The following is a 25286-nucleotide window of genomic DNA, read 5'->3' on the forward strand; positions in this document are numbered from 1 at the left end:
AACTACCTGCCAGGTAGTCGTCGGGCCGCCGTTGCTTACGTCTGGCGTAATTGGCTGCAGGCAGGGAAAGGCCAAGATCGGAAGGGCAACGGCAACCGAAAGGAACCTGCCATGACCTCCCACGACCGTCCGACCTCCGCCGCGGCGAGCGAGCGGGCCCGCACCAACCTCCGTCGCGTCCTGTTCGTCGACGCCGCATCCTCTGCCGCTGCCGGCTTGGTGCTGGCCGTCCTGCCGCAGAGCCTGGCCCCGCTGATCTTTCCCGACGGCGGCACGATGCTCGGCCTCGATACCGCGGGCTGGCTTCTGGTCACCGGCCTCGCTTTCCTGGTCTTCGCTGCCTCGGTCGCCGCGGCGGCGGCGCCGGTCCGGCCGCACCGCGGTGCGGTCGCGACGATCGTCGGTGCCAATCTGGCCTTCGTGGCGGGTTGCGGCCTTCTGCTGCTGTTCGGCGGCGGCGGCATCTCCTGGGCCGGCTGGATCCTGGTCCTTCTCACCATCGACATGGTGGCCGTCTATGCCTGGTTGGAATTCCGCTACCAGCGGGCCAGCCAGGCCCGTATGGGCACCGTCGCGGCGGGGCAACCGGTGGATGCCATCCGCGTCTGACACTACCGGTCAATCGCGGCAGCGGTCGGGCATTCGCCCCGGCCGCTGCCGGCCGCCGGCAGGTGCCAGCCATGCCGCCGGCGCAGGCGCGTCCGCCATTTGACCTCTGCGATCGCACTGGATTCTGCGATAGGATGGACGCTCGACCGGGTGCCCTTGCGGGCCCTGGCACCGTTGCGAAGCCGGCAATGGGGGCAAGGGCGGATGCCTTGTCAGATGCGGTATGTGAACGGGGTCGAGGTGGTGCTGGTGCCTTGCGAGGGCCGTCTCGATTATCCGCGCTTCCGTGCCATCTTCGAGGACCTGGTGCGGGAACCGGCCTTTGCCGGCGGGGCGCCGGCGGTATGGGACCTGCGGCCGGCCGACCTGACGGGTTTCGATATGGAGGAGATGCGCAAGCTGGCGGATTTCGTCGGCACGCTGCAGCAGCGGCGCGCGACGCGGGTGGCGATGGTCGTCGGCCGCGACTGGGAACAGCCGTTGATGCGGCTCTGGTCGGAATTCCTCGGCACGATGCTCGACCAGGACCGGCTGATCACCTCCGACATGGACGATGCGTTGACCTGGGCGGCGGAGGGTCGGGCCGGCGGCCGGGTCGTGGCACGGTCAATGCCGGGCGCCGCAGGCCGGGCCTGATCAGGCCGCCCCCACCTCCGACAGGAAATCCTGCACGCCGCCGCGCAGCAACTCCGCCTGACGGCCCAGTTCTTCCGCCGCCTCGTTCAGAGCGCCCGGAGCCTCGGCGGTCTGCTGGCTGTCATCCACCGCGCGGTTCAGACTCTGCGGGACGGAATCGGTGCCGCTTCCTGGGCTGCCGCCGAGATTTCCTCCGTCGCCGCGGCGCCTGCGGTCAGAAATCTTCCGGATTGGCCGCCGCCCATGCCTCCAGGTCGTGCAGGGCCCGGCCGAAGCGGGCGCACATCTCGTCGATCTCGCTTTCGGTGATCACCAGCGGCGGTGCCAGGCAGACGCTGTTGTAGGGCATCCGCACGATCAGGCCGCGGTCCTTGGCGAAGGCGGCGAACTTCTTCGACAGGATGCCCTCCGGCTGCGGCGCGCGCCGCGGCGCCTTTGCGGCGACGAATTCCACCGCGCCGCAGAGGCCGACGCTGCGGGTGTCGCCGACCAGCGGATGGTCGGCGAAGGCCGCCAGCCCGGCTGCGAAGCGCGGCGCGATGCGGGCGACATGGCCCAGGATGTCGCGCTCCTCGAACAGCTCGATGGTGCGCAGCGCCACCGCCGCACAGACCGGATGGCCGGCATAGGTGCCGGCATGGGTGAAGCCGCCGGCCTCGTCGCTGGCCAGTTCCAGGGCGTCGTAGAAGTCCGGCGCCATCACCACCGCGGAGACCGGCAGGTAGGCACCCGACATCGCCTTCGCCAGGGTGATGCATTCCGGGTCGATGCCGTAGGTCTCCGACCCGAACATGGGGCCGGTGCGCCCGAAGCCGGTGATCACCTCGTCGGCGAACAGGCGGATGCCGTACTCCGCCAGCAGGGCCTGCAGGCCGGCCCAGTAGCCCTCCGGCGGCGGCACCAGCCCGGCGGAGAGGGAGACCGGCTCCGCCACCATGCATGCGATCGTCTCCGGCCCCTCCCGCTCGATCAGGTCGCGCAGGTCGCCCAGCATGCGGGCGGTGAACGCGGCTTCGTCCTCGCCCGGCAGGGCCATGTTGAAATAGTCCGGCTGGTGGGTGTGCAGGAAGCCGGGCAGCGGCAGGCCGAACTGCGCATGACTCTCCGGCACGCCGGTCATGCTGGCGGTGGCCAGGGTGCCGCCGTGATAGCTGCGCAGGCGGGAGATCACCTTCCAGCGCCCGGAACGCCCGGTCATCCGGTCGGCGGCGCGGACGAACTTCAGCAGAAAGTCGTTGGCCTCCGATCCCGTGGCGCCCAGCGCGATCTTGGCATTCTTGATCGGGGTCAGGTCGCGCAGCTTCTCCGCCAGCTCCATCACCGCCGGCACCGCCCGGTGCAGGCCGGAGGAGTAGAACGGCAGCTCGCGGAACTGCCGCACCGCGGCCTCCACCAGTTCCTCCTCGCTGAAGCCCAGGGCGGAGCAGTAGAAGCAGGAGGCGCCCTCGATATAGTCCTTGCCGTCGGTATCGGTGACGTAGATGCCGTGCCCCGCCGCGATCCGGTGCGGCCCGACGGTCCGCATCTCCCGCAGGTTGCTGAAGCCCAGCACCAGGGCGGGATCGAGGATGTTCTTGATTGCCGCTGCCTCGGCCATTGGTCTGTTCCCCTTCGCGCGTGATGGCGGATATCTGGGACCCGGCCGCAGAGACTGTCCACCGGCCGGCGGCGGTTTCCAACAATCCGTTCGGGCAGGTGCAGGTGCTCCGGCGCGGCTGCCGGCCGTCAGCGCCGCCGCCGGATCGCGGCCAGCGTCAGCAGCAGCAGCACGACGATGCCGCCGGCCAATGCCTCGCTGACCTCCCGGCTCAGCGCACCCGGATGGGCCAGGAACGGCAGCAGCAGGCCCGCCGGGACGAAGACCAGCGCCTGTCCGATGGCGAGGGAGGAAACCAGGGTCCGGTCCGGCGCCGCGACGCAGGCGCGCCAGGGCAGCAGGGGGTCGGTTGCCGCCAGGGCCGGCAACAGGGCGATGCCGAACAGCACCGCCGCCGGCAGGTCCAGGACCAGGCAGGCCAGGGTCGCCAGCGCCAGGCCGGCGGCGAGCAGCAGCACCGTGCGCAGGGTGGCTGTCAGCCCGCGGGTCGAGGCGATCGCCGACAGGCCCATGGCGCAGAGCATTGCGCTGGCCAGCCAGATCACCGCCAGGGTCAGAACCTCCGACAGGCTGCGGCCGCCGCTGCCGGGGCCCAGCTCCAGCACGGCCAGCCCGATCAGGGCGATCAGCGCCGGCCGGGCGGCCAGCGGTGCCATGATTACGCCGACCCGCAGGGTGTCGGGCAGGTGGCTGGTCAGGGCCGACAGGGCGGGACGGGCCGGCAGGCTGCCTTCCGCCTTCCAGACCGTGCGCGGCAGCAGGCAGCGCAGCACCAGGGCGCCGGTCGCCAGCACCGGGGCGACGAACAGCAGGACCCGCCACAGGCCGCTGGCCTCGGCTTCCGGGCCGGTGGCGCCGGACAGCACCGCCAGGCCCAGCACGGCGAGGATGCCGGCGGCCGGCGCCGCATCGGCCAGCATCGCCAGCGGCGGCGGCGGCGTGCCATGCGGCAGCGCCGCCCGGACATTGGCGTAGAGCGCCTGTTCGGCGGCGGTCACCAGCCCCAGCAGCAGCCGCAGGCCGACGAACAGAAGCCCGGCCATGCTGCCCAGCGCGGCCGCCGCAGGCAGCAGGGCGAAGCAGAGCGACACGGCGGCGATCGCCGCGGCCGAGAGCAGCAGCGGTCCCTTCAGCGGCGAGCGGTCGGCGACATGGCCGTAGAGCATGGCGCCGACGAACCGCAGCAGGAAACCGCCGGCCAGGGCGGCGAAGACCGTGCCCGCCGCCCCGCCCTCGTCGCCGCCGCCGAAAAACAACCGGCCCAGGATCGGGGCCAGGATCGCCAGGGCCGCCAGGTCGGCCCACTCGGCCGCGTTGCCCAACAGGCCGCTTGCCAAGTACAAACGCCGCAGGCGCACGGGAGAACTCTGCGCGGTAGAGGTCATCTCATCGCCACGAAGGCTGGGGCCGCATTGCCTGCGGCAGGCCGGTGCCGGGCATGTTCAGCCCTGCCTTCCGTGGCGGATGCGCGACGGGACCGCTCCGGTCCCAGGCAGGGGGAGGGCAGCGCAATGACCGACATCGCCGGGGATCCGATCGAAAGCCTTCGGCAACTGGTCGACGAGGCGGAGAGCATCGTCGCCTTCACCGGCGCAGGCATCAGCACGGAATCCGGCATTCCCGATTTCCGCAGCCCGGGCGGGATCTGGACCAAGTACCGGCCGATCGATTTCCGCGACTTCATGGCGTCGGAGGAGATGCGGATCGAGAGCTGGCGCCGGAAGTTCGCCACCGACCAGGTGATGCGCCAGGCTGCGCCCAATCTGGGCCATCGCGCCCTGGCGGAACTGGCGCGGCGCGGCAAGCTGTCCTGCGTCATTACGCAGAATGTCGATGGCCTGCACCAGGCCTCCGGCCTGGACGCTGGCCAAGTGATCGAACTGCACGGCAATGCGACCTATGCGGCATGTCTGGATTGCGGCAAGCGCCATGAACTCGAGCCGATCCGGGTCTATTTCGAGGCCACCGGCACGCCGCCCCCCTGCTCGGCCTGCGACGGCATCCTGAAGACCGCCACCATATCCTTCGGTCAGGCCATGCCGGAAGCGGAAATGCGGCGGGCGCAGGTGGAGACCCTGGCCTGCGACCTGTTCCTGGCGATCGGCTCCTCGCTGGTGGTCTACCCGGCCGCCGGCTTTCCGATGCTGGCGAAGCAGAACGGCGCCGGGCTGGTAATCCTGAACCGCGATGCCACCGACCAGGACGAGCTCGCCGACCTTGTCCTGCATCGCGAGATCGGGCCCACCCTGGGCGCGGTCGTCCGGGTGAACTGAGGATGGACGACAGCGCCGCCCCGCCGCTGCCCGGCTTCGTGCCGGCAGACCCCGACGACCCGTTCGAGATGCGGGCCGGGCCGTTCTTCCGTAACCCCGATCCGGCGGCCGGCATCCACCTGGCCCTGCTGCTGGAGCCGCGCCACTGCAACAGCGGCGGCGTGGTGCATGGCGGGTTGCTGATGACGATGATGGACCTCTGCCTGGCGCAGACCGCGCGCAACGATCCGGCGATCGACTATGTGTTCACCGTCTCGATGACTTCGGATTTCGCCGATTCGGGCCGCGCCGGGGAACTCGTCGAGGCGCGCGGCGAAGCGGTGCGCCATGGCCGCTCCCTGGCCTTCGTGCGCGGCCAGGTCACCGCCGGGCCGCGGGTCCTGCTGAACGCCAGCGCCGTCTTCAAGCTGCGCTGGCGGCGCCCGGCCTAGGCGCCGGTCAGGGCCGCCGTGGGGCAGGGGCGATGCGCGGCGGCGGTTCCGTTGGGGATTCCGGCCAGAGGCCCAGCAGCCGCAGCGCCCGTGCGACGGAACGGGCATCCTCCAGCGCATCGTGCGGCCGCCCCGCCGGACCGCCGAAATGCGCGGCCAGCTGGCCGGACGACAGGGCGGCGGTGGCGGGCACCAGGCGCGCCATCAGCGGCCGCAGGTCGTGGACGGCGGGCATCCCAGTCAGCGGCATCCCGGCGAGCAGCAGGTTCTCCGCCACGACCTCGCCGTCGCGCCCCCAGGCCCAGACCGGCCGGCCGCCGGCAAAGGCCAGGAACGCCTCCCAGGCCGCCCGGAAGGACCGTCCCCGGCGGTCGAGGTCGGCCTGCGCGATCCCTGTCAGGGCGGTGAAATAGTCGGACAGGACCGGGTTCCGCACCGGCCGCACCAGCGTTTCGAAATGGCTCTCGCCCGACCGGTCGCGGGACATCCGGACCGCGCCGATCTGCACGATCTCCCGATGCTCGTTGGGACCGTTCCACTTGCGGGCCTGCGACCCCTCCCAGGCGGTGAACTCCAGGTCCAGGACCACCAGGGCGGTCGTCACGCGGCCCCCTTTCCGGCGGTCGCGGCAGGGAGATTGACCACCTCATTGTATGTTCCTAATTTGTTCTCATCGGACGTGCGGCATGGAGCGAGGCGGTGAAGGGCGATGGCAGCGGCAGGAAGCGGGTCGGGGGCGGCGGCGGCAGGATCGGTAACGGCAACGGCACCGACGCGGCCCGGCGCGGGCCCGGCGGCCGGCCCGGACCCGGACCGCTGACCGCCACCGTGCTGGGCGACGCCGTCCGGCGCGGCGTGCCGCTCTGGGTGTTCTGCGAGGCCTGCTCCCACAATGTGGAGATGAACGCCGGCGACCTCGCCGACCGGCTGGGCTACGACTTTCCGGTACCGTCGCTGAAGGGGCGGCTGTGCTGCAGCCGGTGCGGCAGCCGCGACGCGGCGGTGCGGGTGCAATATGCCTCGCCCGGCCTGGTGGCGCGCCATGGTCCGCGCAAACGCGACTGATCGCGCCGGCGGCCGGCTGTGCTGCATCGGCCGGCGCGTCACGGCGACCGGACGGCCCGCCCCTCTATGCGGGGCGCGATGCTGCCCTGCGCCTTCAGGGCCGTGGCGACGGTATTGGCAAGCAGCGGCCCCGCCGCTTGATCCACCTGCAGGTCACCCTGGGCGAGCGTCGCATAGCCGTCGCGGCCCAGGTTGGTGACCGCGCCGGGATGCCGGCGGCGGGCGTCGGTCGACGGACGTACCAGGGCGGCGAGGCCGCCGGAGCCGCCGCTTGTCCCCACTCCCTCGAGATCGCTGAAGTGCAGCTGGGCAACCGCCGGGCGGGGCGCCGGCCGTCGGCGCCGCGGCGGACCGCCGGCCGCGGCGGCTGAAATCGGAAGGGCGTGGCCAGGCAGCACGGCAATGTTCCCTTGCGCGATCGGTGGTCTGCAGCCGGCAAGGGCCCCGAGGCGCGCCGCCTGCCGGGATCCCTGACCGCAGGGATCATGCCGCCGGGGCGCCGCTTTGTTAAGCTGCGGCGACCGCCGGATTCCCGGCATGCAGCCGCAGCAATCGGAGGATGCCGACCGACCATGGGACCGACGGGACAGCCCGGATCGAAAGCCGCCCCAGCCGCGCATGCGCGGCGCACGCGGCTGGGCAAGGCGATGCGCCTCGCCCTGGCGCTCACCCTGACGGCGATCTTCTTCGTCCTGGTCGGTGCGGCGCTGGTGCCGGCACCCACCCTGGCGGTGGCCGGGGTGGTGGTGGCCGGTCTGGGCTGCGCGATCCTCTTCTACCGGACCTTCCCCTCGAACCGGCTGTTCCAGCTGACCTTCGCCAACCTGGTTGCGGTCTATACCTGCATCTTCGCCGTCTATCTGCATGTCAGCTTTCCCGCCGTGCCGGAGCCGCTGGCGGCGATCGGCTTCATCCTGCCGCTTATCGCCTTCGTCGGCGGTACCGCGCTGCGGCGACGGCGGGTGCGCCAGATCGTCGAGGCGGACATGCGGCGCAGCCTGCTGGAGGCCGGCCTGGCGGAGGCGGATCAGGATGGCGGCATGGAATCGGTGCATCCGACCGGCGGCGCGACGCGGTTCGCCTGGCTGGTGCCGCTCGCCGGCATCGGCCTGCTCGCCCTGGTCCTGCCGGCGGTCAGGGACACCGCCCTGGACCAGTCGGTGATCTTTGCCACCGCGATGCTGGCGATCAGCCTGCTGATCGCCTGGGTCAGTGCCGAGGTGGCGGCCTTCCTGGTCGAGACCAGCCTGCTGTTCGCCGACCTGTTCGCCCGCTTCGCGCGGCTCGGGCAGCCGATCTTCGCATTCCTCAGTTTCTATTCGCTGATCGTCATCGTCTTCGCCGCGCTGTACCGGGTCATCGACCGCCTGGCGGCGACACCACAGTTCATGATCGGCGATGTGCCGGGGCGCCTGGAATTCGCCGATGCCCTTTATTTCTCCATCGTCACCCTGTCGACCCTCGGCTATGGCGATGTCGTGCCCCTAGCGCCGGTGGTGAAGGTGCTGGTGGCGATCCAGGTGGTGCTGGGCCTGCTGCTGCTGCTGTTCGGCTTCGGCGAAATCATCTCTGCCGGGCGGCGGCCGCCGCCGGAGTGAAGCGTAGCGGCCGGTCCGTGTTTCCATGGTGGATTTCTGTGCCATGGGTCGCTAAGATCCCGGCCTATTGGGGCTCCTAAATATGAGGTTGGGGTATGTTGGTTCGGCTGGGCCTGTTGGCGATCGTGGCTCTTGGGCTCGCAAGTTGCGGGGAAGGGCGCTTCGTGGGATTCGGTAAGTGCGCCACTGACGGCTCTATCGTCTGGTACGAGCGGCCGAACAGCCAGGGCAGCTACGACGGTCTCGACGTCAGCGAAGCCAACTGCAAGTAATCCGAAGCCCTCGGCTCCCGGGTGCCGGACTGCGGGTTCCCCGTCGTCCGGGGTCCGTCGCCTTGTACTTGGATGTAAGGTGAGTTGACGGCATTCCCATAGCAGCGGGTCAGCTTCCAGGCGGCCCTCGGGCGACGGGAAACGGGTTCTGACATGCGACGGCCTGCCGTTTCGGCGGGCCGTCTGCAATTCCGGCAGCACGCATCGCCGGCGGTTCTGCCGGAGGCGGGCCCCCTTGCCGCAGGCGGGACTTGCGTCGGGCATGGCGGTCCGGAACGCGACCTCTGGACAACGCGACCTCTGGGCGCAGGTTGCCGGCGCTGAACCATTCCGGGGTTGCTGGACTATCCATCGTTCTCGGGCCTGGCCCGTCCACAGGCTTCGCCCGTGAACCTCTTTCCGCTGGCCGCTCTGAAACTGCAAAGCTGGCGGAACGATTCCGGCTCAAGGCCAGGATGACGATCGCGGTCGGGTGACCGCTGCCACCCAGGTCGTGTACGCGTCAGGTGCCGGCGGCGCGGGAGGCGCCGCGTGGCGGCGGCAGTTCGGTGACCGCATTGGCGGGCGGCTCGATCAGGCCCGGCGCCTCCATGGCGACCCGGTTGCGGCCTTCCTGCTTGGCCCTGTACATCGCCTCGTCGGCGCGCTGCATGGCGGCCTTGATCGTGCTTTCGCAGGGATCGACCTGGGTGCCGCCGATGCTGACGGTGACCCGGATCGTCTCGCCGTCGACCACGATGCGTTCGGCGGCGATCGCCCGACGGATCCGTTCCGCCATGACCCGCGCCCCCTCCAGCGCCGTATTCGGCAGCAGCAGGCCGAATTCCTCCCCGCCCAGCCGGCCGATCGCGTCGACGGTGCGGATCTGGCGGGTGCAGACCTCCGCGATCCGGCGCAGCACGATGTCGCCGACATGGTGGCCGTAGCGGTCGTTGACCCGCTTGAAATGATCGGCATCCAGCAGCAGGACGCAGAGCGGGTCCCGCACCCGGCCGAGACGCGACAGTTCGCGCTCGCCCATCTCCTCGAAATGCCGGCGGTTGGCCACCCCGGTCAGGCTGTCCACCATCGCCAGCCGGCGCAGCTCCTCTTCCAGCTGGTGGCGCTCGGTGATGTCGACGATCGCCCCTTCCCAGACCACGGCGCCGTCCGCCCGCGGCCGCGGCTGCGCCGTCCAGGACAGCCAGCGCTCGTCGTCATCGGCATCCAGCGCCCGGGCGGAGACGTTGAGCACGCCGAGCGTGTCGGCCGATTGCCGCAGGGCCCGGATCACCCGCGCCCGGTCGTCCTGCAGGATCCGCCGCATCAGGGCCTGCGGCGTCGCCACCACGTCGTCGGCGGTGACGCCGAGCAGCGGTTTCACGCCGGCGCTGACGAAGGGCACGGTGTAGCTGCCGTCGGTCTCGCGCACCAGGCGGATGATCACGCCCGGCAGGTTGTCGGACAGCAGGCGCAGCTGATGTTCGCTCTCCCGCGCCTCGCGCCGCGCCCGCTCGGCGGCGTCCCGGGCACGGCCCAGACCGTCGACGAGCTCGACATTCTCCAGCTTCAGCTGCAGCAGCCGGCAATGCCGCCGGTACATGCCATGGGCGAAGGCGAAGGCATTGCCCAGGACCATGATCGCCAGCAGTCCCAGCAGCTGCATCCGGCTGTCGTCGGAGATCGCGATGAACAGGATCAGCGGCATGAACAGCGGCAGCACGAAGGCATAGACCGCGGGCAGGAACGCCGCCCGGGAAATCGCCGAGGACACCCCCAGGGCGACGATGATGGTGCCGAGATAGACCGACGACAGCAGGTCGCCCTGCAGCAGCAGTACGGTCGCCATAGCCGACCAGAGGCAGCCGGCGATGCCGTTCAGCACGGCGAAGATGTCGGCGCAGCGCAGCACCACCTGCGTCTCGTCCCGGTGCCGGCGGTAATGGTCGCGTAGCACCTCGAAGGCGATGACGTTCAGGACATAGGGGACCAGGATCGCGACCGGCCAGATCCAGTCGATGCTGCCGATGAACGGTGCCAGCATCGCCGCGAAGGCCAGCACCGGCAGCAGGCTGGTGGAGCGCGTGATGTCGAACAGGGTCCGGATGTTCTCGACCTTCAGCTCCTGTCCGGGGTCGCGCGCCGGATCGGGCAGGGGCGCCGTGCCGCCACCCCGTCCGCCGTGGCCGGGCCAGCCGTTGCGCCCGCCTGGCTGCTGGGCGTTGCCGCTGGTGCCGGCGGCGTGGCGCCGCTCGGGACCGGTCCGCGGCCCGGAACCGGTCGGCGCGCCGCCGCTGCTGATGCTGTCCCTCCGGGCCGGCATGGCGGTCAATCGCCCGCGGTCCGGGCGCCGGCCGCGTCGAGGCCCATCTGCCAGAAGCCGACTTCCAGCCGGGTTGCTGTCGCGAAGGTCGCGCCGAGGGCGGGCATGCGGCCGCCGCCGCCGCGTCGCGCGGCGAGATCCTCGAGAAAGCCGACATGGCCCCTGGCCAGGGCCTGATAGTCGGCGCCGCCATACATGCCGATCCAGGCATCGTAGGGATTGCCGGTCGCGGGCCGGTCCGGCGCGGCCGCCAGCATGGCGCCGATCTCGCCATAGCCGATGATGCAGGGCGCCAGGGCGACGTGCAGGTCCAGCAGGTCGCCGGCCAGGCCGCGGTCCATCACGAAGCGGGTATAGGCCAGGTTGGCGGGATGCTCGGGCGTGGCCGCCATCTCCGCCTGGTCGATGCCCCAGTCCCGGCAATAGGCGATATGGAGGTCGATCTCGGTATCCAGGATCGCCGCGATCCCGCCGGCGGCGTAGCGCATGTCGGCAAGGTCGTCGGATTTCGCCACTGCCAGGGCATGGGCACGGGTGAAATGCAGCAGGAACAGATAGTCCTGCACCAGGTAGAACCGGAACGCAGCCTCGGGCAGGGTGCCCCGGCCCAACGCCGTCACGAACGGGTGGCGGACATAGTCGTCCCAATGCCTGCCGGCTGCCGCTTTCAGGGCGCCGAGAAAGCTCAGGTCGGACATGTCACTTCGGCTCCGGGCCTCGCCAAAATCGGTGCCAGACAGTCATGCGCAAATCCTCAAGGCCGGGCGGCCACGACAGCGTGTCTTTCCGCACCACAACGCGGACGACTATATCCAACCCGCCGAACCATATCCATTTCGCAGCGATTTGCAGATGTTCGCTTCACAAGGTCCTCCTGGCAGCTTCTCCCGGCCTCGCCACCTTCAGCGCGGCTTGTCCAGCACCCAGATCTGGTCGCTGCCCGGCCGCGGCGGCGAGGCGTGGAAGTCGCCGAACACGGCGGCGTTGGCAAAGCCGGTCTCCGCCACCATCACGGCGATCTCCTCCCGGTCGAACCAGTGGTAGGAGAGCCATTCCCGGCTCAGCCGCTCCGTCCGCCCCGCATCGTCGAGCAGCCGGAACTCGACCAGCTGCGACAGGCTCTTGCCGGCCCGGTCGACATCGCGCCGCACCACGAAGAACTCCACTGCGGCCTCGCTGGCCGGCAGGTCGACATGGACGGGCGGTCCCTCCGGTGCCTCGCCGCTGCGCCGCAGGACCGCCTCGTCGGGCACGAAAACGTGAACGATCGCGCGGCCGCCGTCGCGCAGATGGGCCTGCATCGATCGCAGGCAGTTGAGCCAGCGCGCGCGTCCTTCCAGGTGGTTCAGGGCCCGGAACGGCGCGATGACAAGGTCGAACCAGAGGTCGATGCCGAAATCCGTCATGTCGCCGACGGTCAGGCTGAGCCGTCGCTGCACCGCGTCCGGATAGTCGGCGCGCTTGCGTTCCGCCTGGGTCAGCATGGCGATGGAATTGTCCAGGCCCATCACCCGGCAGCCCGCCTCCGCCAGGCCGTAGGCGATGCGGCCGGTGCCGACGCCGAGCTCCAGCACCTCGCCGCCGCAGCCCAGCGCGTGGGCACGGTAGAAAGCCAGGTCGGCATCGATCACGTTCGGGAAGATCAGGGTCTGCAGGTCGTAGGTCAGGACGCTGAGCGAGTCCGGCGCATAGTACTGACCTTCCGGCCCGGCCGTTGCCGCCGCGGCGGCGACCGGGGCGCCACCGCCGCCGGCGCTTTCGGCCTCGCCGCTCATCCGGGGGCCCGGCCTCGTCCGGTGCCGCAGGCAGGGGGCCGCGCCGGCATCAGCTCAGCTGTTCCTTGGTGGCCCTGAACTCGATCTCCGGCCAGTCCGTCTGCGCGCGCTCCAGATGCCAGGCATTGCGCGCCATGAACACCGGATCCTCGGCATGGTCGTCGGCGATGGCGGCGCTGTTGCCGTCGATGAAGGCCTTGATCCGGGCGGGGTCGCCGCCGGCGATCCAGCGGGCGGTATACAGCTCCGTCGGCTCGAAGCGGACCGGGATCTCGTACTCGGTGCGGATGCGGTCCGCCAGCACGTCGAACTGCAGCGCGCCGACCACGCCGACGATCCACTGGCTGCCCAGGCGGGTGCGGAAGGCCCGCGCCGCGCCTTCCTCGGCCAGCTGCGTCAGGGCGCGGCCCAGATGCTTCGCCTTCATCGGATCGTCGGGGCGCACCCGCTGCAGCAGTTCCGGCGCGAAGCTGGGGATGCCGGTGAAATGCAGTTCCTCGCCGTCGGTCAGCGCATCGCCGATATGCAGGTTGCCGTGATTGGGAATGCCGATGATGTCGCCGGGCCAGGCTTCCTCCGCACGCTCGCGGTCCTGCGCCAGGAACAGGAGCGGGTTGTGCATCACCATCGGCTTGCCGGAGCGCACATGCTTCAGGCGCATGCCGCGCCTGAAATGGCCGGAGCAGAGCCGGACGAAGGCGATCCGGTCGCGGTGCTTGGGATCCATGTTCGCCTGGATCTTGAAGACGAAGGCGGTGACCTTGTCTTCCTCCGGCTGGATGGTGCGCTCCCTCGTGGCCTGCGGCCGCGGCTGCGGCGCCATCCCGGAAAGCCCATCCAGCAGTTCGCGGACGCCGAAATTGTTCAGGGCGCTGCCGAAATAGACCGGCGTCAGGGCGCCGGCCAGGTATTCCTCCCGGTCGAATGGGGGGCAGAGGCCCTGCACCATTTCCAGCTGCTCGCGCAGCTCGGCGATCTCCGCCGCGGTCAGATGCTCCGCCACCGCCGGATCGTCCAGGCCGCTGACCGGGATCCGCCGGCCGCCGCCGCCGGCGGCCTGGCGGTTGCCCTCGCGGTTGACCAGGACCAGGGCCGGTTCGAACAGGTCCCAGCAGCCCCGGAAGCTGCGGCCCATGCCGATCGGCCAGTTCGCCGGCGTGACGTTTAGGGCCAGGCTCTGCTCCACCTCGTCCAGCAGGTTGAAGGGATCCTGGCTTTCGCGGTCCAGTTTGTTGATGAAGGTGACGATCGGCACGTCGCGCAGGCGGCAGACCTCGAACAGCTTCCGGGTCTGCGGCTCGATCCCCTTGGCCGCGTCGAGGACCATCACCGCGGAATCCACCGCGGTCAGGGTGCGGTAGGTATCCTCGCTGAAATCCTCGTGGCCCGGTGTGTCCAGCAGGTTGAAAGTGCAGTCGCCGTAATCGTAGGTCATCACCGAAGAGGCGACGGAGATGCCGCGCTCGCGCTCCACCTTCATCCAGTCGGAGCGGGCGCGGCGGCGATCGCCGCGGGCCTTCACCTCGCCCGCCAGCTGGATCGCGCCGCCATGCAGCAGCAGCTTCTCCGTCAGCGTGGTCTTGCCCGCGTCGGGGTGGGAGATGATGGCGAATGTGCGCCGTCGCGACACGGCGTCGGCGAGCGATCCGTTCATTGCACGTCTGCCTTCGGGGAGACGGGCCGGAACGGTCCGGCGGCTCCGGTCCCGGCCCCACTGTCGATATACCGTCTGTCGATGAACCGCGTGCCGCGCATGGCGTCCGGCCGCCCGCGCTGACAGCTGCACGGAAACGCCGCCGCGGCCCTGCCGCCGCCGTCCGCGACACCAGGCATGGCGTGGCCGCGGACCTGCGGCTCCCGCACCGGACGCGCCCGCGCCCGAACGGTTGTCCTGCGGCAACGCGTTCCTCGCGGCACCGGTTTCGCATTCCTATAGTCCGCCTGTCGGCTTGGGCGCAAGCATTGCCGCGGCCGGGCCGGGGGGATCCTGCCGGGCAGGAACCGGTCGAGAAGGGGAGGACGGCATGGCCAGTGTGCATTCCATCATTGCGCGGCATGTGGCTGCCGCGATCGAGGAAGCCGGTCGCGAGGGAATCGACGAGGACACGGTCGCGCGGGGACTTTTCAGCCGCGTCCTTGCGATTTACAAGCAGTCACGCGCCGCGGAGGATATCCGTCAGGAACTGATCTCCGCCGCCGACAACCTGGACGACGAGCAGGACTACACGTTCATGCGTCCCTGATTCAGGCGTTCCGGACCGCGGGACAGTCTGCGGCAGCGGCGTCTGGGGCTGTCCTGGCCGCGATGCCTGTACGGTGGACGCCGGACCGGCCCGCTGCCGGCCGCTTCGCGCGACCTCGGGGATTCCGGCTGAGATGGCCTACCGCTTCGATCGCATCACGCTTCTGGTGGTGGAAGACAATGCCAATATGCGGCGTCTCGTCGGCGCCGTGCTGAGCGCGATCGGCATCGTCAACGTCCACTGGGCGACCAATGTGCCCGATGCCCTGAAGCTGCTGCAGGAAGTGCCGGTGGATATCGTGCTGACCGACTACAACATGCAGCCGGTCGACGGCCTGACCTTCACCCGCATGCTGCGCGACAGCGAGCGGAACGATGCCCCGTTCCTGCCGATCATCATGATGACCGGTCATGCCACCAAGAAAATCGTAGCGGCCGCCCGCAATGCCGGCGTGACGGAATTCCTCGCCAAGCCGGTCTCCGTTGCGTCGATGTACGACCGGTTGGTCGAGGTGATCGAGAATCCCCGCCCCTTCGTGAAGACCGGCAGCTTCTTCGGACCGGACCGCCGGCGCCAGGTGAAGTCGTTCGAGGTGGAGCGCCGCGGCACCGGCGCGGCCGAGGATGCCGGCGAGGTGGAACTCTAGGATGGCCGAGCGCAGGCATGCCGCCGCCGCTTCGCCGCCGCGTCCGGCGGAGGATGTGCCGCAGCGCATGCCGCGCCTGGCGCCGATCCTGCCCCTGGCCGGGCTATTCGCCCTCCCCGTGGGGCTGGTGTTCCTGGCCCTGGCCGTGACCGGCGCCCTGTCGCCGGCAGTGGCGGCGCTGGCGGCGCTGGCTCTGCTGCTGCTCGTCTTCCTGACGATGGCGCGCCATCTGATCGGCCTGCTGCGCCTGACCTGGCATCTGCGGGACGAGGCGGAGGGTCTTGCCGGGTCGGGGCCTGCCCAGGTGCGCCACACGCCGCGTGGCGGCGGTTCCGGCCTGACCCGCCTGGCGATCGCCATCGACGGGCTGCGGCAGGCGCAGCTGGCGGAGCGGCGCCGGCTTTCCGCCAGCCTGGAGGCGGCCGAGCGCATCCTCGACGCCCTGCCCGACCCGCTGCTGATCCTGGACGGCGAGCGCCGGGTGATGCGGGCCAATCGCCGCGCCAACGACATGTTCGGGCCGCTCGCCGGACAGGATCTCGCCTTCTCCATCCGCCATCCGCAGGTGCTGGACATGGCCGACCGGGTGCTGGCGCATGAGGTCGACGCGGCGGAGACCGAGTTCGTCCTGGCGGATTCCGAACGCACGATCCGCGCGCAATGCGTCCGCTACGGCGGCGGCGCAAAACCGGAACCCGCACGCAGCGGCCAGCGGGCGGTGGCGATGCTGCTGCTGCACGATCTGACCGCGATGAAGCGGGCGGAACAGATGCGCGCCGACTTCGTCGCCAATGCCAGCCACGAGCTGAAGACCCCGCTCGCCGCCCTGATCGGCTTCATCGAGACCCTGCAGGGTCCGGCACGCGACGACCGGGAGGCGCAGGAGCGGTTCCTCGCCATCATGGCGGAGCAGGCCGACCGGATGTCGCGGCTGGTCCAGGACCTGCTGTCGCTGTCGCAGATCGAACTCAACGAGCATAGCCCGCCGGCGGGCGAAGTGGACCTGCCGGAGCTGGCGCGCGGGGTGGCCGGGGCGCAGCAGCCGCAGGCGGAGGCACGCGGCGTGACCCTGACCGTGACCGTCGATGCCGACCTGCCGCCGGTGATCGGCGAAAGCGACCAGATCGAGCAGATCCTGCACAACCTGGTGGACAATGCGATCAAGTATGGCGGCGATGGGGGCCGGGTCGACCTGGTGGTGCAGCGGGCCGGCCCCGCCGGCCAGGGTTCGCTGCCCGACCGCCTGCGCGGCGGCGTCATGGTGGCGGTGTCCGACAAGGGGCCGGGGATCCCGCGGGAATTCCTGCCGCGGCTGACGGAGCGCTTCTACCGCGTCGACCAGGCCCGCAGCCGTGCCCTGGGCGGCACCGGCCTGGGCCTGGCGATCGTCAAGCATATCGTCAACCGGCACCGCGGCCTTCTGACGATCCGCTCGGTGCTCGGAATGGGCTCGACCTTCAGCGTGGTGCTGCCGGCGGCCCCGGGGCGGTGGGACGAGGCGTCGGACGGTTCGTCCGATAGCCGCTAGGAAGCGGGCGGGCCGGCGGCGACGGCCGGGCGGCGGCTATTGCGAGAAGCGGTTGCGCTTCAGGGCGGCGATCAGGCCGTTGAGGCCGTTGCGCGCATCAGCGGCGAAGTCCGAACGCTGCGTGATCGCCATGCTGATCCCCTCGATGATCACGTCGAGGATCTTGAAGCCGTCGCTGGTGCTGCGCAGCCGCCAGTCGACCTTTGTCGGCGGACCGTTCTGCTGCACGATCTCGGAATTCACAACGACGCTGTCGTCGATGGCACGCGCGGCGCCGACTTTCAGCTTCTCGCCCGAATAGCTGCTGAGACGCTGCGCATAGGTGTTCACCACGAAATTGGTGAACAGGTCGACATATTCCTTCTGCTCCGCCTCCGGCGCCGCGCGCCAGGCGGCGCCGGCGACGAAGCGGGCAATGGATTCGACGGCGAACTTGTCCTGGAACAGCGCGGCGAACTTGGTCGCCCGCTGTTCCGGGGTCAGGGACTTGTCGGACAGGAAGCCGATCGCCTCGTCGCCCAGCTTCTCGATGAAGGCCTGCGCCGCCGCGGTGTCGTCGGCGCGGGCAGGCTGCAGCGCGCCGCCGCCGATCAGCAGGGTCAGGGCGGCTAGGCCAGCCAGCGCGGCGCCGGACAGCACCCGGCGGCGTCGCGGGGAACGCGGCGCGGCTTCGGGCTGGTCGGTGGCTGCATTGGCGGGAGAGGTCATGGTCTCGTTCCACAAGGCTGAAGGACAAGAGGCAGGCCGGAGGCCGCCGCATGCCGCCCCCGTCGATGGGGACGAACCCCCGGATAGGGACGAACCCCGGGCGGCAACGTGCCGTTCCACACCGTCATGGCCGGGTGGTGGCCGGCAGGACGGCCGGGGACGCGGTCAAAGGCGCAGCCAGAGGCGCAGCATGGCTCGCGCTGCTGCGGATCAATCGAACTTCGGCAGGGCCGAGGCGTCAGGCCCGCTCTCGCCCTTGGCGGCGCGGATATCGGCGGCACGGCGCTGCAGGTAGAGGCTGCGCATGGAGGCATAGAAGTCGATGGAGGTGGCTTCCAACTCGTCCAGCACGCCCAGCACCTGCGACCGCGTGTTCACGGCCGAGGTGATGCCGCGGACGATCGGGAACGCATCGTAATTGTTGTTCAGCGCGATGCGGTTGAACGGATCCGCCAGCGAATCCACGGCGAAGCCGATGCCGTCCCGTACCGTGGACGGGCCGATCAGCGGCAGCACTAGGTAGGCGCTGTCGGTCACGCCCCAGACGGCCAGGGTCTCGCCGAAATCGGCGTCGCGCACCCTTGTGTCGGGCATCACGTCCATGATGCCGCCCATGCCCATGAAGGAATTCGCGGCGAACTTGCCCATCGCCCTGCCGGCATTGTCGAAATCGCCCTGCAGCACCGAATTGGCGAAGCGGATCGGCTGGTTCAGGTTGGTCAGGAAATTGTCGACCGCGTGCTGCACGCCGACCGGCAGCACGTCGCGGTAGGCGGTCGCCGCCGGCTTCAGCAGCCAGAAATCGACACCGTTGTTGAAGGCGAAGATGGCGCGGTTCACCGGCTCCAGCGGGTCCTGCTTGGCGAAGGGGTCGGCGGGATCCGAACTGCTGCCGGCCGCGCCGCTGCCTTCGGCCTTGGTGTCGGCCGAACCGCCGTCCGCCTTTTCCCCCATGGAGGCGCAGGCAGCCAGCCCGAAGGCGGCGCCCAGGACGAGCCCCTGCATCGTCCGGCGCAGCGCGGCGGCAGCGCGCTGCGAGTGCGGCAGGATGATGGCCAGGCCATGAAGTCTGCGGGTGCCCGGTACGCCGGCAGACCCTGCAGGCGCCGGTGCATCCGTCATTTCGACCGTATCTTTCAACACATCCTCGGACCCGTACTCTTGCACCGTTGGGCTGCACCGCGACCTTGCCCGCACAAGGCCTGTTCGGGACCCCGGCCCAAGTCCGGCCGGGAGCCCGGCGGCGTACCGCCCGACTCCGCCGACCCCGGGCCGACGTGCCAGGAAACGCCCTGACCGGCGCATCTCCCCCTTATTCTGGCCGGCATCCGGCAACCTGCCCGCATGCCAAACCGCCCTGATGCGATCGCCCCGCCGGTTCCGGAGAATGCAATTCGGCAACAGAGGGCGAATCCCTACCACAGCGCTGTGCCATAGGCGAGAAATCGAAAGGCGGGGCCCGGCGATAGGAAGGCGCTGTTGCGCAAATGCCGCGGGACGCTGAGACGAGGTTCGGGCATGGGCCTTGATCTGAGATATAAAGATATGTTTATATGCGTCTACGATGTTGACCAAGGATGCAATGGCGTAAGGCATGGACCAGCTGCTGGCAGCGCTGAAGGCGGCGGCGGAACCGACCCGGTTGCGGATCCTGGCGATCTGCGCCCGGGCGGAGCTGACCGTCTCGGAACTCACCCTCGTCCTGGGGCAAAGCCAGCCCCGCGTGTCGCGGCACCTTAAGCTGCTCTGCGCCGCCGGGCTGCTCACCCGTCATCCGGAAGGCGCCTGGGTGTTCTACAGGCTGAGCGACCGGCTTGACGGTACCGACCAGCAGCCCGGCTCGGCACTGACCCAGGCTCTGGTGCGCCTGGTGCCGACCGACGATGCGGTGGTGCAGCGCGACCTGGCGCGGCTGGAGGCGGTGCGCCACGGCCGGGCGGAGGCGGCGGGCGAATATTTCCGGTCCAACGCCGCGCACTGGTCGCAGATCCGCTCCCTCTATGTCGACGAGGCGGAGGTCGAGCGCGCCCTGAAGGAGATGGTCGGTGGCGCCGATCTGGGAGACTTCCTGGATGTCGGCACCGGCACCGGCCGGATGCTGGAGATTTTCGGCCCGGGGGCCCGGCGGGCGGTCGGCTTCGACATGAGCCGCGAGATGCTGGGCTATGCCCGCTCCGCCCTGGAACAGGCCGGGCTGGCCAACTGCCAGGTGCGGCTTGGCGACATGTACGGCCTGCCGCTGGGCGCCGGCAGCGCGGACACGATCCTGTACCACCAGGTGCTGCACTTCGCCGACGATCCCGCGGCCGCCATCGCGGAGGGCGCGCGCCTGCTGCGGCCCGGGGGCCGGCTGATCGTGGTCGACTTCCTGCCGCACGACCAGGAACAGCTGCGCGACGCCCATGCGCATCGCCGGCTCGGCTTTGCCGAACAGGAGGTCGCCCGCTGGTTCCGCTCCGTCGGGCTGGAGCCGGGGGAGAGCCGCAACCTGCCGGGCAAGCCGCTGACGGTGGGCATCTGGACGGCGCGGGCGCCGGCGGCGTCTGCCGCCGCCACTGCAGACGATACCGACCGGCCGGCGGCGGACAACGCCGGCGGGTCCGTCACCTACCTGTCCGAGAACAAAGTACGAGAGGCAGCATCATGAAGCCGGGAACGAAGCGGAGCGTCGAAGCCGCGCGCGAGGCGCTGCAGGAGGGCCTGTTCGCCGAGATCGGGCAGCGCCGCCGCCTGGCGGTGTCCTTCGAGTTCTTTCCGCCCAAGACCGACGAGATGGAGGCGACCCTCTGGAAGTCGGTGCAGCGCCTGGCGCCCCTGGCGCCGCGCTTCGTCTCCGTCACCTATGGCGCGGGCGGCACCACGCGGGAGCGCACCCATGCCACCGTGACACGGATCCGCAAGGAAACCGATCTGGAGCCGGCGGCGCATCTGACCTGCGTGGATGCGAGCCGCGAAGAGGTCGACGCCGTGGCGCGTGCCTACTGGGATGCCGGCATCCGCCACATCGTGGCGCTGCGCGGCGATCCGCCGCCGGACGCCGAGCATTTCAAGCCGCATCCGGACGGCTATGCCACCTCCACCGAGCTGGTCGCCGGCCTGAAGCGGATCGCCGATTTCGAGGTCAGCGTCGGCTGCTATCCGGAGATCCATCCGGAAAGCAGCTCCAGCCGGCTTGAGCTGGAATATCTGCGCCAGAAGATCGATGCCGGCGCGGAGCGCGCGATCTCGCAATACTTCTTCGACACCGACGTCTTCCTGCGCTTCCTGGACCGGGCGCGCAGCGTGGGCATCGACGTCCCCGTCGTGCCCGGCGTCCTGCCGGTGGTCAGCTTCAAGCAGGTGAAGCGCTTCTCGCAGATGTGCGGCGCCAGCATCCCGGCCTGGATGGAGGATGTCTTCGACGGGCTGGACGACGATCCGGAGACCCGCAAGCTGGTCGCCGCCTCGATCGCGGTGGAGCAGTGCCGCCGCCTGCAGGCGGAAGGGGTGAACGACATCCACTTCTACACCCTGAACCGGGCGGACCTGACCTACGCGATCTGCCACATGCTGGGCATCCGGCCGCGGCCCGACCTGCCCGCCGATGCCGATCCCGGCGCCGCGCCGGCCTCCGCCGGCCGGCCGGCGGCCACCCAGGGAGTGACGGCATGAGCGGCGACCCGAAGGCGGCCCGCGCCGAGCGCCAGAAGGCGATGAAGCAGGCCCTGCGCGAACGCATTCTGGTTCTCGACGGCGCGATGGGCACCGCGATCCAGGCCTACAAGCTGTCGGAGGAGGATTATCGCGGCGACCGCTTCGCCGACTGGCCGTCCGACCTGAAGGGCAATAACGACCTTCTGGTGCTGACCCGGCCGGAGGTGATCCGCGAGATCCACGAGGCCTATTTCGAGGCCGGCGCCGATTTCGCCTCCTCCAACAGCTTCAACGGCACCCGGATCAGCCAGGCCGATTACGGCATGGAGGACCTGGCGGCGGAGATCTCGCTGGCCTCCGCGAAGCTGGCGCGCGAGGCGGCCGACGCCGTGACCGCGCGGACCCCGGACCGGCCGCGCTTCGTGATCGGCGCGCTGGGCCCGACCAACCGGACGGCCAGCGTCTCTCCCGACGTGAACAATCCCGGCTTCCGCAACACCAGCTTCGACGAGCTGGCGGACGCCTACGAGGAAAGCGCCCGCGCCCTGTGGGAGGGCGGCGCCGACGTCCTGCTGGTGGAGACCATCTTCGACACCCTGAACGCGAAGGCGGCGCTGTTCGGCATCGGCCGGCTGCAGGACGATACCGACGAGGAGGTGCCGGTGATGATCTCCGGCACCATCACCGACATGTCGGGGCGCAACCTGTCCGGCCAGACGCCGGAAGCGCTGTGGAACTCGGTGCGGCACGCGCATCCCTTCAGCATGGGGATGAACTGCTCCTTCGGCGCCGAGCAGCTGCGGCCGGCGGTGGTGGACCTGGCGAAGATCGCCGACGTGCCGATCGCCGCCTATCCCAATGCCGGGCTGCCCAACGAGCTGGGCGAATATGACGAGACGCCGGAGACCACGGCCGCCTTCCTGCGCGGCTGGGCGGAGGACGGGCTGGTGAACATGGTCGGCGGCTGCTGCGGCACCACGCCGGAGCATATCCGCGCGATCGCAGAAGCGGTTGCCGGGCTGAAGCCGCGCGAGGTGCTGGAGGTGCCGAAGGCGATGCGCCTGTCCGGCCTGGAGCCCTTCACCCTGGCCAGCTGAGGCCGGCGGCCGCGCGCACGGCAGCAAGACACAAGAGGGGCGGCAGGCCGTCCCGAAAGCGTATCGGAGGCAATATGACGGCGAGCGAGGCATCGCAGCGCTTCATCAATATCGGCGAGCGCACGAACGTCACCGGATCGGCGAAGTTCAAGAAGCTGATCCTGGACGGCGACTACGAGGCCGCCGTCGAGGTGGCGCGCCAGCAGGTGCAGAACGGCGCCCAGATCATCGACGTCAACATGGACGAGGCGATGCTGGATTCGGAGGAGGCCATGCGGACCTTCCTGAACCTGATCTCCGCCGAGCCGGACATCGCCCGCGTGCCGGTGATGGTCGATTCCTCCAAGTGGACGGTGATCGAGGCCGGGCTGAAATGCCTGCAGGGCAAGGGCATCGTGAACTCGATCAGCCTGAAGGAGGGCGAGGAGCCGTTCCTGCAGCAGGCCCGGCTGCTGCGCCGCTACGGCGCGGCGGTGGTCGTGATGGCCTTCGACGAGCAGGGCCAGGCCGATACCGCCGCCCGCAAGATCGAGATCTGCGAGCGGTCCTACAGGATCCTGGTGGAGACCGTCGGCTACCCGCCGGAGGACATCATCTTCGACCCGAACATCTTCGCGGTCGCCACCGGCATCGAGGAACATAACAACTACGCCGTCGACTTCATCGAGGCGACAAAGGCGATCAAGGAACGCTGCCCGCACGCCCATGTCTCCGGCGGCGTGTCGAACGTCTCCTTCTCGTTCCGCGGCAACAACCCGGTGCGCGAGGCGATGCACTCGGTGTTCCTGTACCACGCCATCAAGGCCGGCATGGACATGGGCATCGTCAATGCCGGCCAGCTGGCGGTTTATGCCCAGATCCCCGAGGAACTGCGCGAGCGGGTCGAGGACGTGATCCTGAACCGGCGCGACGACGCCACCGACCGGCTGCTTGAGATCGCCGACAAGTTCAAGGGCGACGGCTCCACTGGCCCGTCGCAGGACCTGTCCTGGCGGGAGAAGGGGGTGCAGGACCGCCTGACCCACGCCCTGGTCCATGGCATCGCCGACTGGGTTGTGGAGGACACCGAGGAGATGCGCCAGCAGGCGGACAAGCCGCTGGACGTGATCGAGGGGCCGCTGATGGACGGCATGAACGTCGTCGGCGACCTGTTCGGCTCCGGCCAGATGTTCCTGCCGCAGGTGGTGAAGTCCGCCCGCGTGATGAAGAAGGCGGTGGCCCACCTGATCCCCTATATCGAGGAGGAGAAGAAGGCCTCCGGCAATACCGAGGAGAAGGGCACCATCGTCATGGCGACGGTGAAGGGCGATGTCCACGACATCGGCAAGAACATCGTCGGCGTGGTCCTGCAGTGCAACAACTACCGGGTCGTCGACCTGGGCGTGATGGTGCCGGCCAACAAGATCCTCGCCGCCGCGAAGGAGGAGAAGGCCGACATCATCGGCCTGTCCGGCCTGATCACGCCGAGCCTGGACGAGATGTGCAACGTCGCGAAGGAGATGCAGCGCGAGGGCTTCGACCTGCCGCTGCTGATCGGCGGCGCCACGACCTCGAAGGTGCATACCGCGGTCAAGATCACGCCGAACTACAAGAATGCGGTGATCCACGTCACCGACGCCTCGCGCGCCGTCGGCGTGGCCGGCAAGCTGCTGTCGAAGCGCGACAAGCCCGACTATGTCGCTGAGATCGCCGCCGACTACGACAAGATCCGCACCAAATATGCCGGCGATCGCGGCGGCGCGGCGCGGCTCCCCATCGCCGAGGCCCGCGCCAACAGGGCGAAGATCGACTGGGATGCCTTCGAGCCGCCGGAGCCGGCGCGACCCGGCATCACGGTGTTCGAGGATTACGACCTGGCGGAGCTGGTCAGCCGGATCGACTGGAAGCCCTTCTTCCAGACCTGGGAACTGGCGGGCCGCTTCCCCGACATCCTGGAGGACGAAAAGGTGGGCGAGGTCGCCCGCAGCCTCTATGCCGATGCCCAGGCCATGCTGCAGCAGATCGTCGGCGAGAAGTGGCTGACCGCGAAGGCGGTGATCGGGCTCTGGCCGGCGAACCGGATCGGCGACGACGATATCGCGCTCTATACCGGCGAGGATCGCAAGGAGCGGCTTGAGGTGATCCACACCCTGCGCCAGCAGATGAAGCGGGGCGAGGGCAAGAACCGGCGCGCCAACCACGCGCTGGCCGACTTCATCGCGCCGGAAGGCGTGGCGCCCGACTGGCTGGGCGGCTTCGTGGTGACGGCCGGCGGCCGCATCGAGGAGAAGATCAAGGAATTCGAGGCGCAGCACGACGACTACAAGTCGATCATGCTGAAGGCGTTGGCCGACCGCCTGGCGGAGGCCTTCGCCGAACGCATGCACGAACGGGTGCGCCGCGAATTCTGGGGCTATGCCCCGGACGAGGACCTGTCCAATTCGGAGCTGATCGCGGAGGCCTATCGCGGCATCCGCCCGGCGCCCGGCTATCCGGCCTGCCCGGAGCATACCGAGAAGCGCACCCTGTTCCGCCTGCTGGATGCGGAGAAAAATACCGGCGTGGAGCTGACCGACGCCTGCGCCATGTGGCCGGCCTCCAGCGTCTCCGGCTTCTACTTCGCGCATCCGGACGCCCGCTATTTCGGCGTCGGCAAGATCGAGCGCGACCAGGTCGCCGACTATGCGAAGCGCAAGGGCATGGACCTGGCGGAGGCCGAGCGGTGGCTCTCGCCGAACCTGAACTACGACCCCGACGCGCCGGAGGAGAATGGCGGCGCGACCGAACAGGCGGCGTGAGGCGGGGGCGCCGGTCGTCCCCACGCCCGCGCCACCCACATGACCGCCGGCCGGCCCGGCCCCCCGACCTGAGGGGCCGGGCCGGCCTTTTCATTG

24 protein-coding genes are annotated in these 25286 nt (G+C 69.7%); 13 read left to right on the forward strand and 11 right to left on the reverse strand.

Annotation, left to right across the window (positions count from 1 at the left end; genetic code table 11):
• Positions 1-111 precede the first annotated feature (111 nt).
• The gene (locus ACFOGJ_RS07460; protein ID WP_379899221.1) at positions 112-609 is read left to right on the forward strand and encodes a hypothetical protein; all 498 of its coding nucleotides are present in this window, start codon (positions 112-114) and stop codon (positions 607-609) included.
• Positions 610-825: 216 nt separating this feature from the next.
• Positions 826-1245 (forward strand): hypothetical protein, encoded by a 420-nt coding sequence (locus tag ACFOGJ_RS07465; protein ID WP_379899222.1) that lies wholly within the window; start codon positions 826-828, stop codon positions 1243-1245.
• Here the strand turns inward: ACFOGJ_RS07465 and ACFOGJ_RS07470 are convergent, their stop codons facing one another.
• The 3 genes from ACFOGJ_RS07470 to ACFOGJ_RS07480 all read right to left on the reverse strand — a co-directional run bounded on the left by ACFOGJ_RS07470 (position 1246) and on the right by ACFOGJ_RS07480 (position 4164).
• Positions 1246-1374: a hypothetical protein gene (locus ACFOGJ_RS07470; RefSeq protein WP_379899223.1), complete on the reverse strand. Its 129-nt coding sequence runs from the start codon at positions 1372-1374 to the stop codon at positions 1246-1248.
• 85 nt (positions 1375-1459) lie between these two features.
• Positions 1460-2842, reverse strand: a complete 1383-nt coding sequence (locus ACFOGJ_RS07475; RefSeq protein WP_379899224.1) for an aminotransferase class III-fold pyridoxal phosphate-dependent enzyme — start codon at positions 2840-2842, stop codon at positions 1460-1462.
• 128 nt (positions 2843-2970) lie between these two features.
• A complete protein-coding gene (locus ACFOGJ_RS07480; RefSeq protein ID WP_379899225.1) occupies positions 2971-4164 on the reverse strand; it encodes a hypothetical protein in 1194 nt (397 codons plus the stop codon).
• Positions 4165-4353: 189 nt separating this feature from the next.
• Here ACFOGJ_RS07480 and ACFOGJ_RS07485 point away from each other — a divergent pair, with 189 nt between their 5' ends.
• Entirely contained in the window at positions 4354-5115 is a 762-nt protein-coding gene (locus ACFOGJ_RS07485; RefSeq protein ID WP_379899226.1) for an SIR2 family NAD-dependent protein deacylase, read from the forward strand.
• 2 nt (positions 5116-5117) lie between these two features.
• Positions 5118-5546 (forward strand): PaaI family thioesterase, encoded by a 429-nt coding sequence (locus tag ACFOGJ_RS07490; RefSeq protein ID WP_379899227.1) that lies wholly within the window; start codon positions 5118-5120, stop codon positions 5544-5546.
• 7 nt (positions 5547-5553) lie between these two features.
• On the opposite strand, the gene ACFOGJ_RS07495 is transcribed toward ACFOGJ_RS07490, so the two are convergent.
• Complete coding sequence (locus tag ACFOGJ_RS07495) at positions 5554-6150, reverse strand: exonuclease domain-containing protein (protein WP_379899228.1); 597 nt, start codon at positions 6148-6150, stop codon at positions 5554-5556.
• A 95-nt stretch (positions 6151-6245) separates the two neighbouring features.
• Between ACFOGJ_RS07495 and ACFOGJ_RS07500 the strand changes: the two genes are divergently transcribed.
• Complete coding sequence (locus ACFOGJ_RS07500; protein ID WP_379899229.1) at positions 6246-6611, forward strand: hypothetical protein; 366 nt, start codon at positions 6246-6248, stop codon at positions 6609-6611.
• A 38-nt stretch (positions 6612-6649) separates the two neighbouring features.
• On the opposite strand, the gene ACFOGJ_RS07505 is transcribed toward ACFOGJ_RS07500, so the two are convergent.
• A complete protein-coding gene (locus ACFOGJ_RS07505; protein WP_379899230.1) occupies positions 6650-6892 on the reverse strand; it encodes a hypothetical protein in 243 nt (80 codons plus the stop codon).
• A 291-nt stretch (positions 6893-7183) separates the two neighbouring features.
• Between ACFOGJ_RS07505 and ACFOGJ_RS07510 the strand changes: the two genes are divergently transcribed.
• Complete coding sequence (locus tag ACFOGJ_RS07510) at positions 7184-8209, forward strand: ion channel (protein WP_379899231.1); 1026 nt, start codon at positions 7184-7186, stop codon at positions 8207-8209.
• A 774-nt stretch (positions 8210-8983) separates the two neighbouring features.
• Here ACFOGJ_RS07510 and ACFOGJ_RS07515 read toward each other — a convergent pair.
• From ACFOGJ_RS07515 to ACFOGJ_RS07530, 4 genes are all read right to left on the reverse strand, one after another.
• A complete protein-coding gene (locus tag ACFOGJ_RS07515) occupies positions 8984-10783 on the reverse strand; it encodes a GGDEF domain-containing protein (RefSeq protein ID WP_379899232.1) in 1800 nt (599 codons plus the stop codon).
• A 5-nt stretch (positions 10784-10788) separates the two neighbouring features.
• Entirely contained in the window at positions 10789-11481 is a 693-nt protein-coding gene (tenA, locus tag ACFOGJ_RS07520) for a thiaminase II (protein WP_379899233.1), read from the reverse strand.
• A 204-nt stretch (positions 11482-11685) separates the two neighbouring features.
• Positions 11686-12558, reverse strand: coding sequence for a class I SAM-dependent methyltransferase (locus tag ACFOGJ_RS07525; RefSeq protein WP_379899234.1), 873 nt, complete (start codon positions 12556-12558; stop codon positions 11686-11688).
• A 49-nt stretch (positions 12559-12607) separates the two neighbouring features.
• Positions 12608-14212 carry a peptide chain release factor 3 gene (locus ACFOGJ_RS07530; RefSeq protein ID WP_379899235.1) on the reverse strand — a complete coding sequence of 535 codons (1605 nt, stop codon included), beginning with the start codon at positions 14210-14212 and terminating at the stop codon, positions 12608-12610.
• A 370-nt stretch (positions 14213-14582) separates the two neighbouring features.
• Here ACFOGJ_RS07530 and ACFOGJ_RS07535 point away from each other — a divergent pair, with 370 nt between their 5' ends.
• From ACFOGJ_RS07535 to ACFOGJ_RS07545, 3 genes are all read left to right on the forward strand, one after another.
• Positions 14583-14801: a hypothetical protein gene (locus ACFOGJ_RS07535; RefSeq protein WP_379899236.1), complete on the forward strand. Its 219-nt coding sequence runs from the start codon at positions 14583-14585 to the stop codon at positions 14799-14801.
• Positions 14802-14934: 133 nt separating this feature from the next.
• Positions 14935-15447, forward strand: coding sequence for a response regulator (locus ACFOGJ_RS07540; RefSeq protein WP_379899237.1), 513 nt, complete (start codon positions 14935-14937; stop codon positions 15445-15447).
• 1 nt (position 15448) lies between these two features.
• Entirely contained in the window at positions 15449-16975 is a 1527-nt protein-coding gene (locus ACFOGJ_RS07545) for an ATP-binding protein (RefSeq protein ID WP_379899238.1), read from the forward strand.
• Positions 16976-17011: 36 nt separating this feature from the next.
• On the opposite strand, the gene ACFOGJ_RS07550 is transcribed toward ACFOGJ_RS07545, so the two are convergent.
• Together ACFOGJ_RS07550 and ACFOGJ_RS07555 are read right to left on the reverse strand one after the other, a co-directional pair.
• A complete protein-coding gene (locus ACFOGJ_RS07550) occupies positions 17012-17683 on the reverse strand; it encodes an MlaC/ttg2D family ABC transporter substrate-binding protein (protein ID WP_379899239.1) in 672 nt (223 codons plus the stop codon).
• A gap of 210 nt (positions 17684-17893) precedes the next feature.
• A complete protein-coding gene (locus tag ACFOGJ_RS07555) occupies positions 17894-18805 on the reverse strand; it encodes an MlaA family lipoprotein (RefSeq protein WP_379899240.1) in 912 nt (303 codons plus the stop codon).
• Between the two features lie 472 nt (positions 18806-19277).
• Between ACFOGJ_RS07555 and ACFOGJ_RS07560 the strand changes: the two genes are divergently transcribed.
• From ACFOGJ_RS07560 to metH, 4 genes are all read left to right on the forward strand, one after another.
• Complete coding sequence (locus ACFOGJ_RS07560) at positions 19278-20330, forward strand: ArsR/SmtB family transcription factor (RefSeq protein WP_379899241.1); 1053 nt, start codon at positions 19278-19280, stop codon at positions 20328-20330.
• Positions 20327-21334 carry a methylenetetrahydrofolate reductase gene (gene metF / locus ACFOGJ_RS07565; RefSeq protein ID WP_379899242.1) on the forward strand — a complete coding sequence of 336 codons (1008 nt, stop codon included), beginning with the start codon at positions 20327-20329 and terminating at the stop codon, positions 21332-21334. The genes ACFOGJ_RS07560 and metF overlap by 4 nt, the downstream gene beginning before the upstream one ends.
• Positions 21331-22413: a homocysteine S-methyltransferase family protein gene (locus ACFOGJ_RS30320; RefSeq protein WP_449288579.1), complete on the forward strand. Its 1083-nt coding sequence runs from the start codon at positions 21331-21333 to the stop codon at positions 22411-22413. The genes metF and ACFOGJ_RS30320 overlap by 4 nt, the downstream gene beginning before the upstream one ends.
• A gap of 74 nt (positions 22414-22487) precedes the next feature.
• Entirely contained in the window at positions 22488-25190 is a 2703-nt protein-coding gene (gene metH, locus ACFOGJ_RS07570) for a methionine synthase (RefSeq protein WP_449288580.1), read from the forward strand.
• The last annotated feature ends 96 nt before the right edge of the window (positions 25191-25286 follow it).

The sequence above is a fragment of the Marinibaculum pumilum genome (genome assembly GCF_042646425.1).
In the GTDB taxonomy this organism is placed as follows: Bacteria; Pseudomonadota; Alphaproteobacteria; order Ferrovibrionales; family Ferrovibrionaceae; genus Marinibaculum; species Marinibaculum pumilum.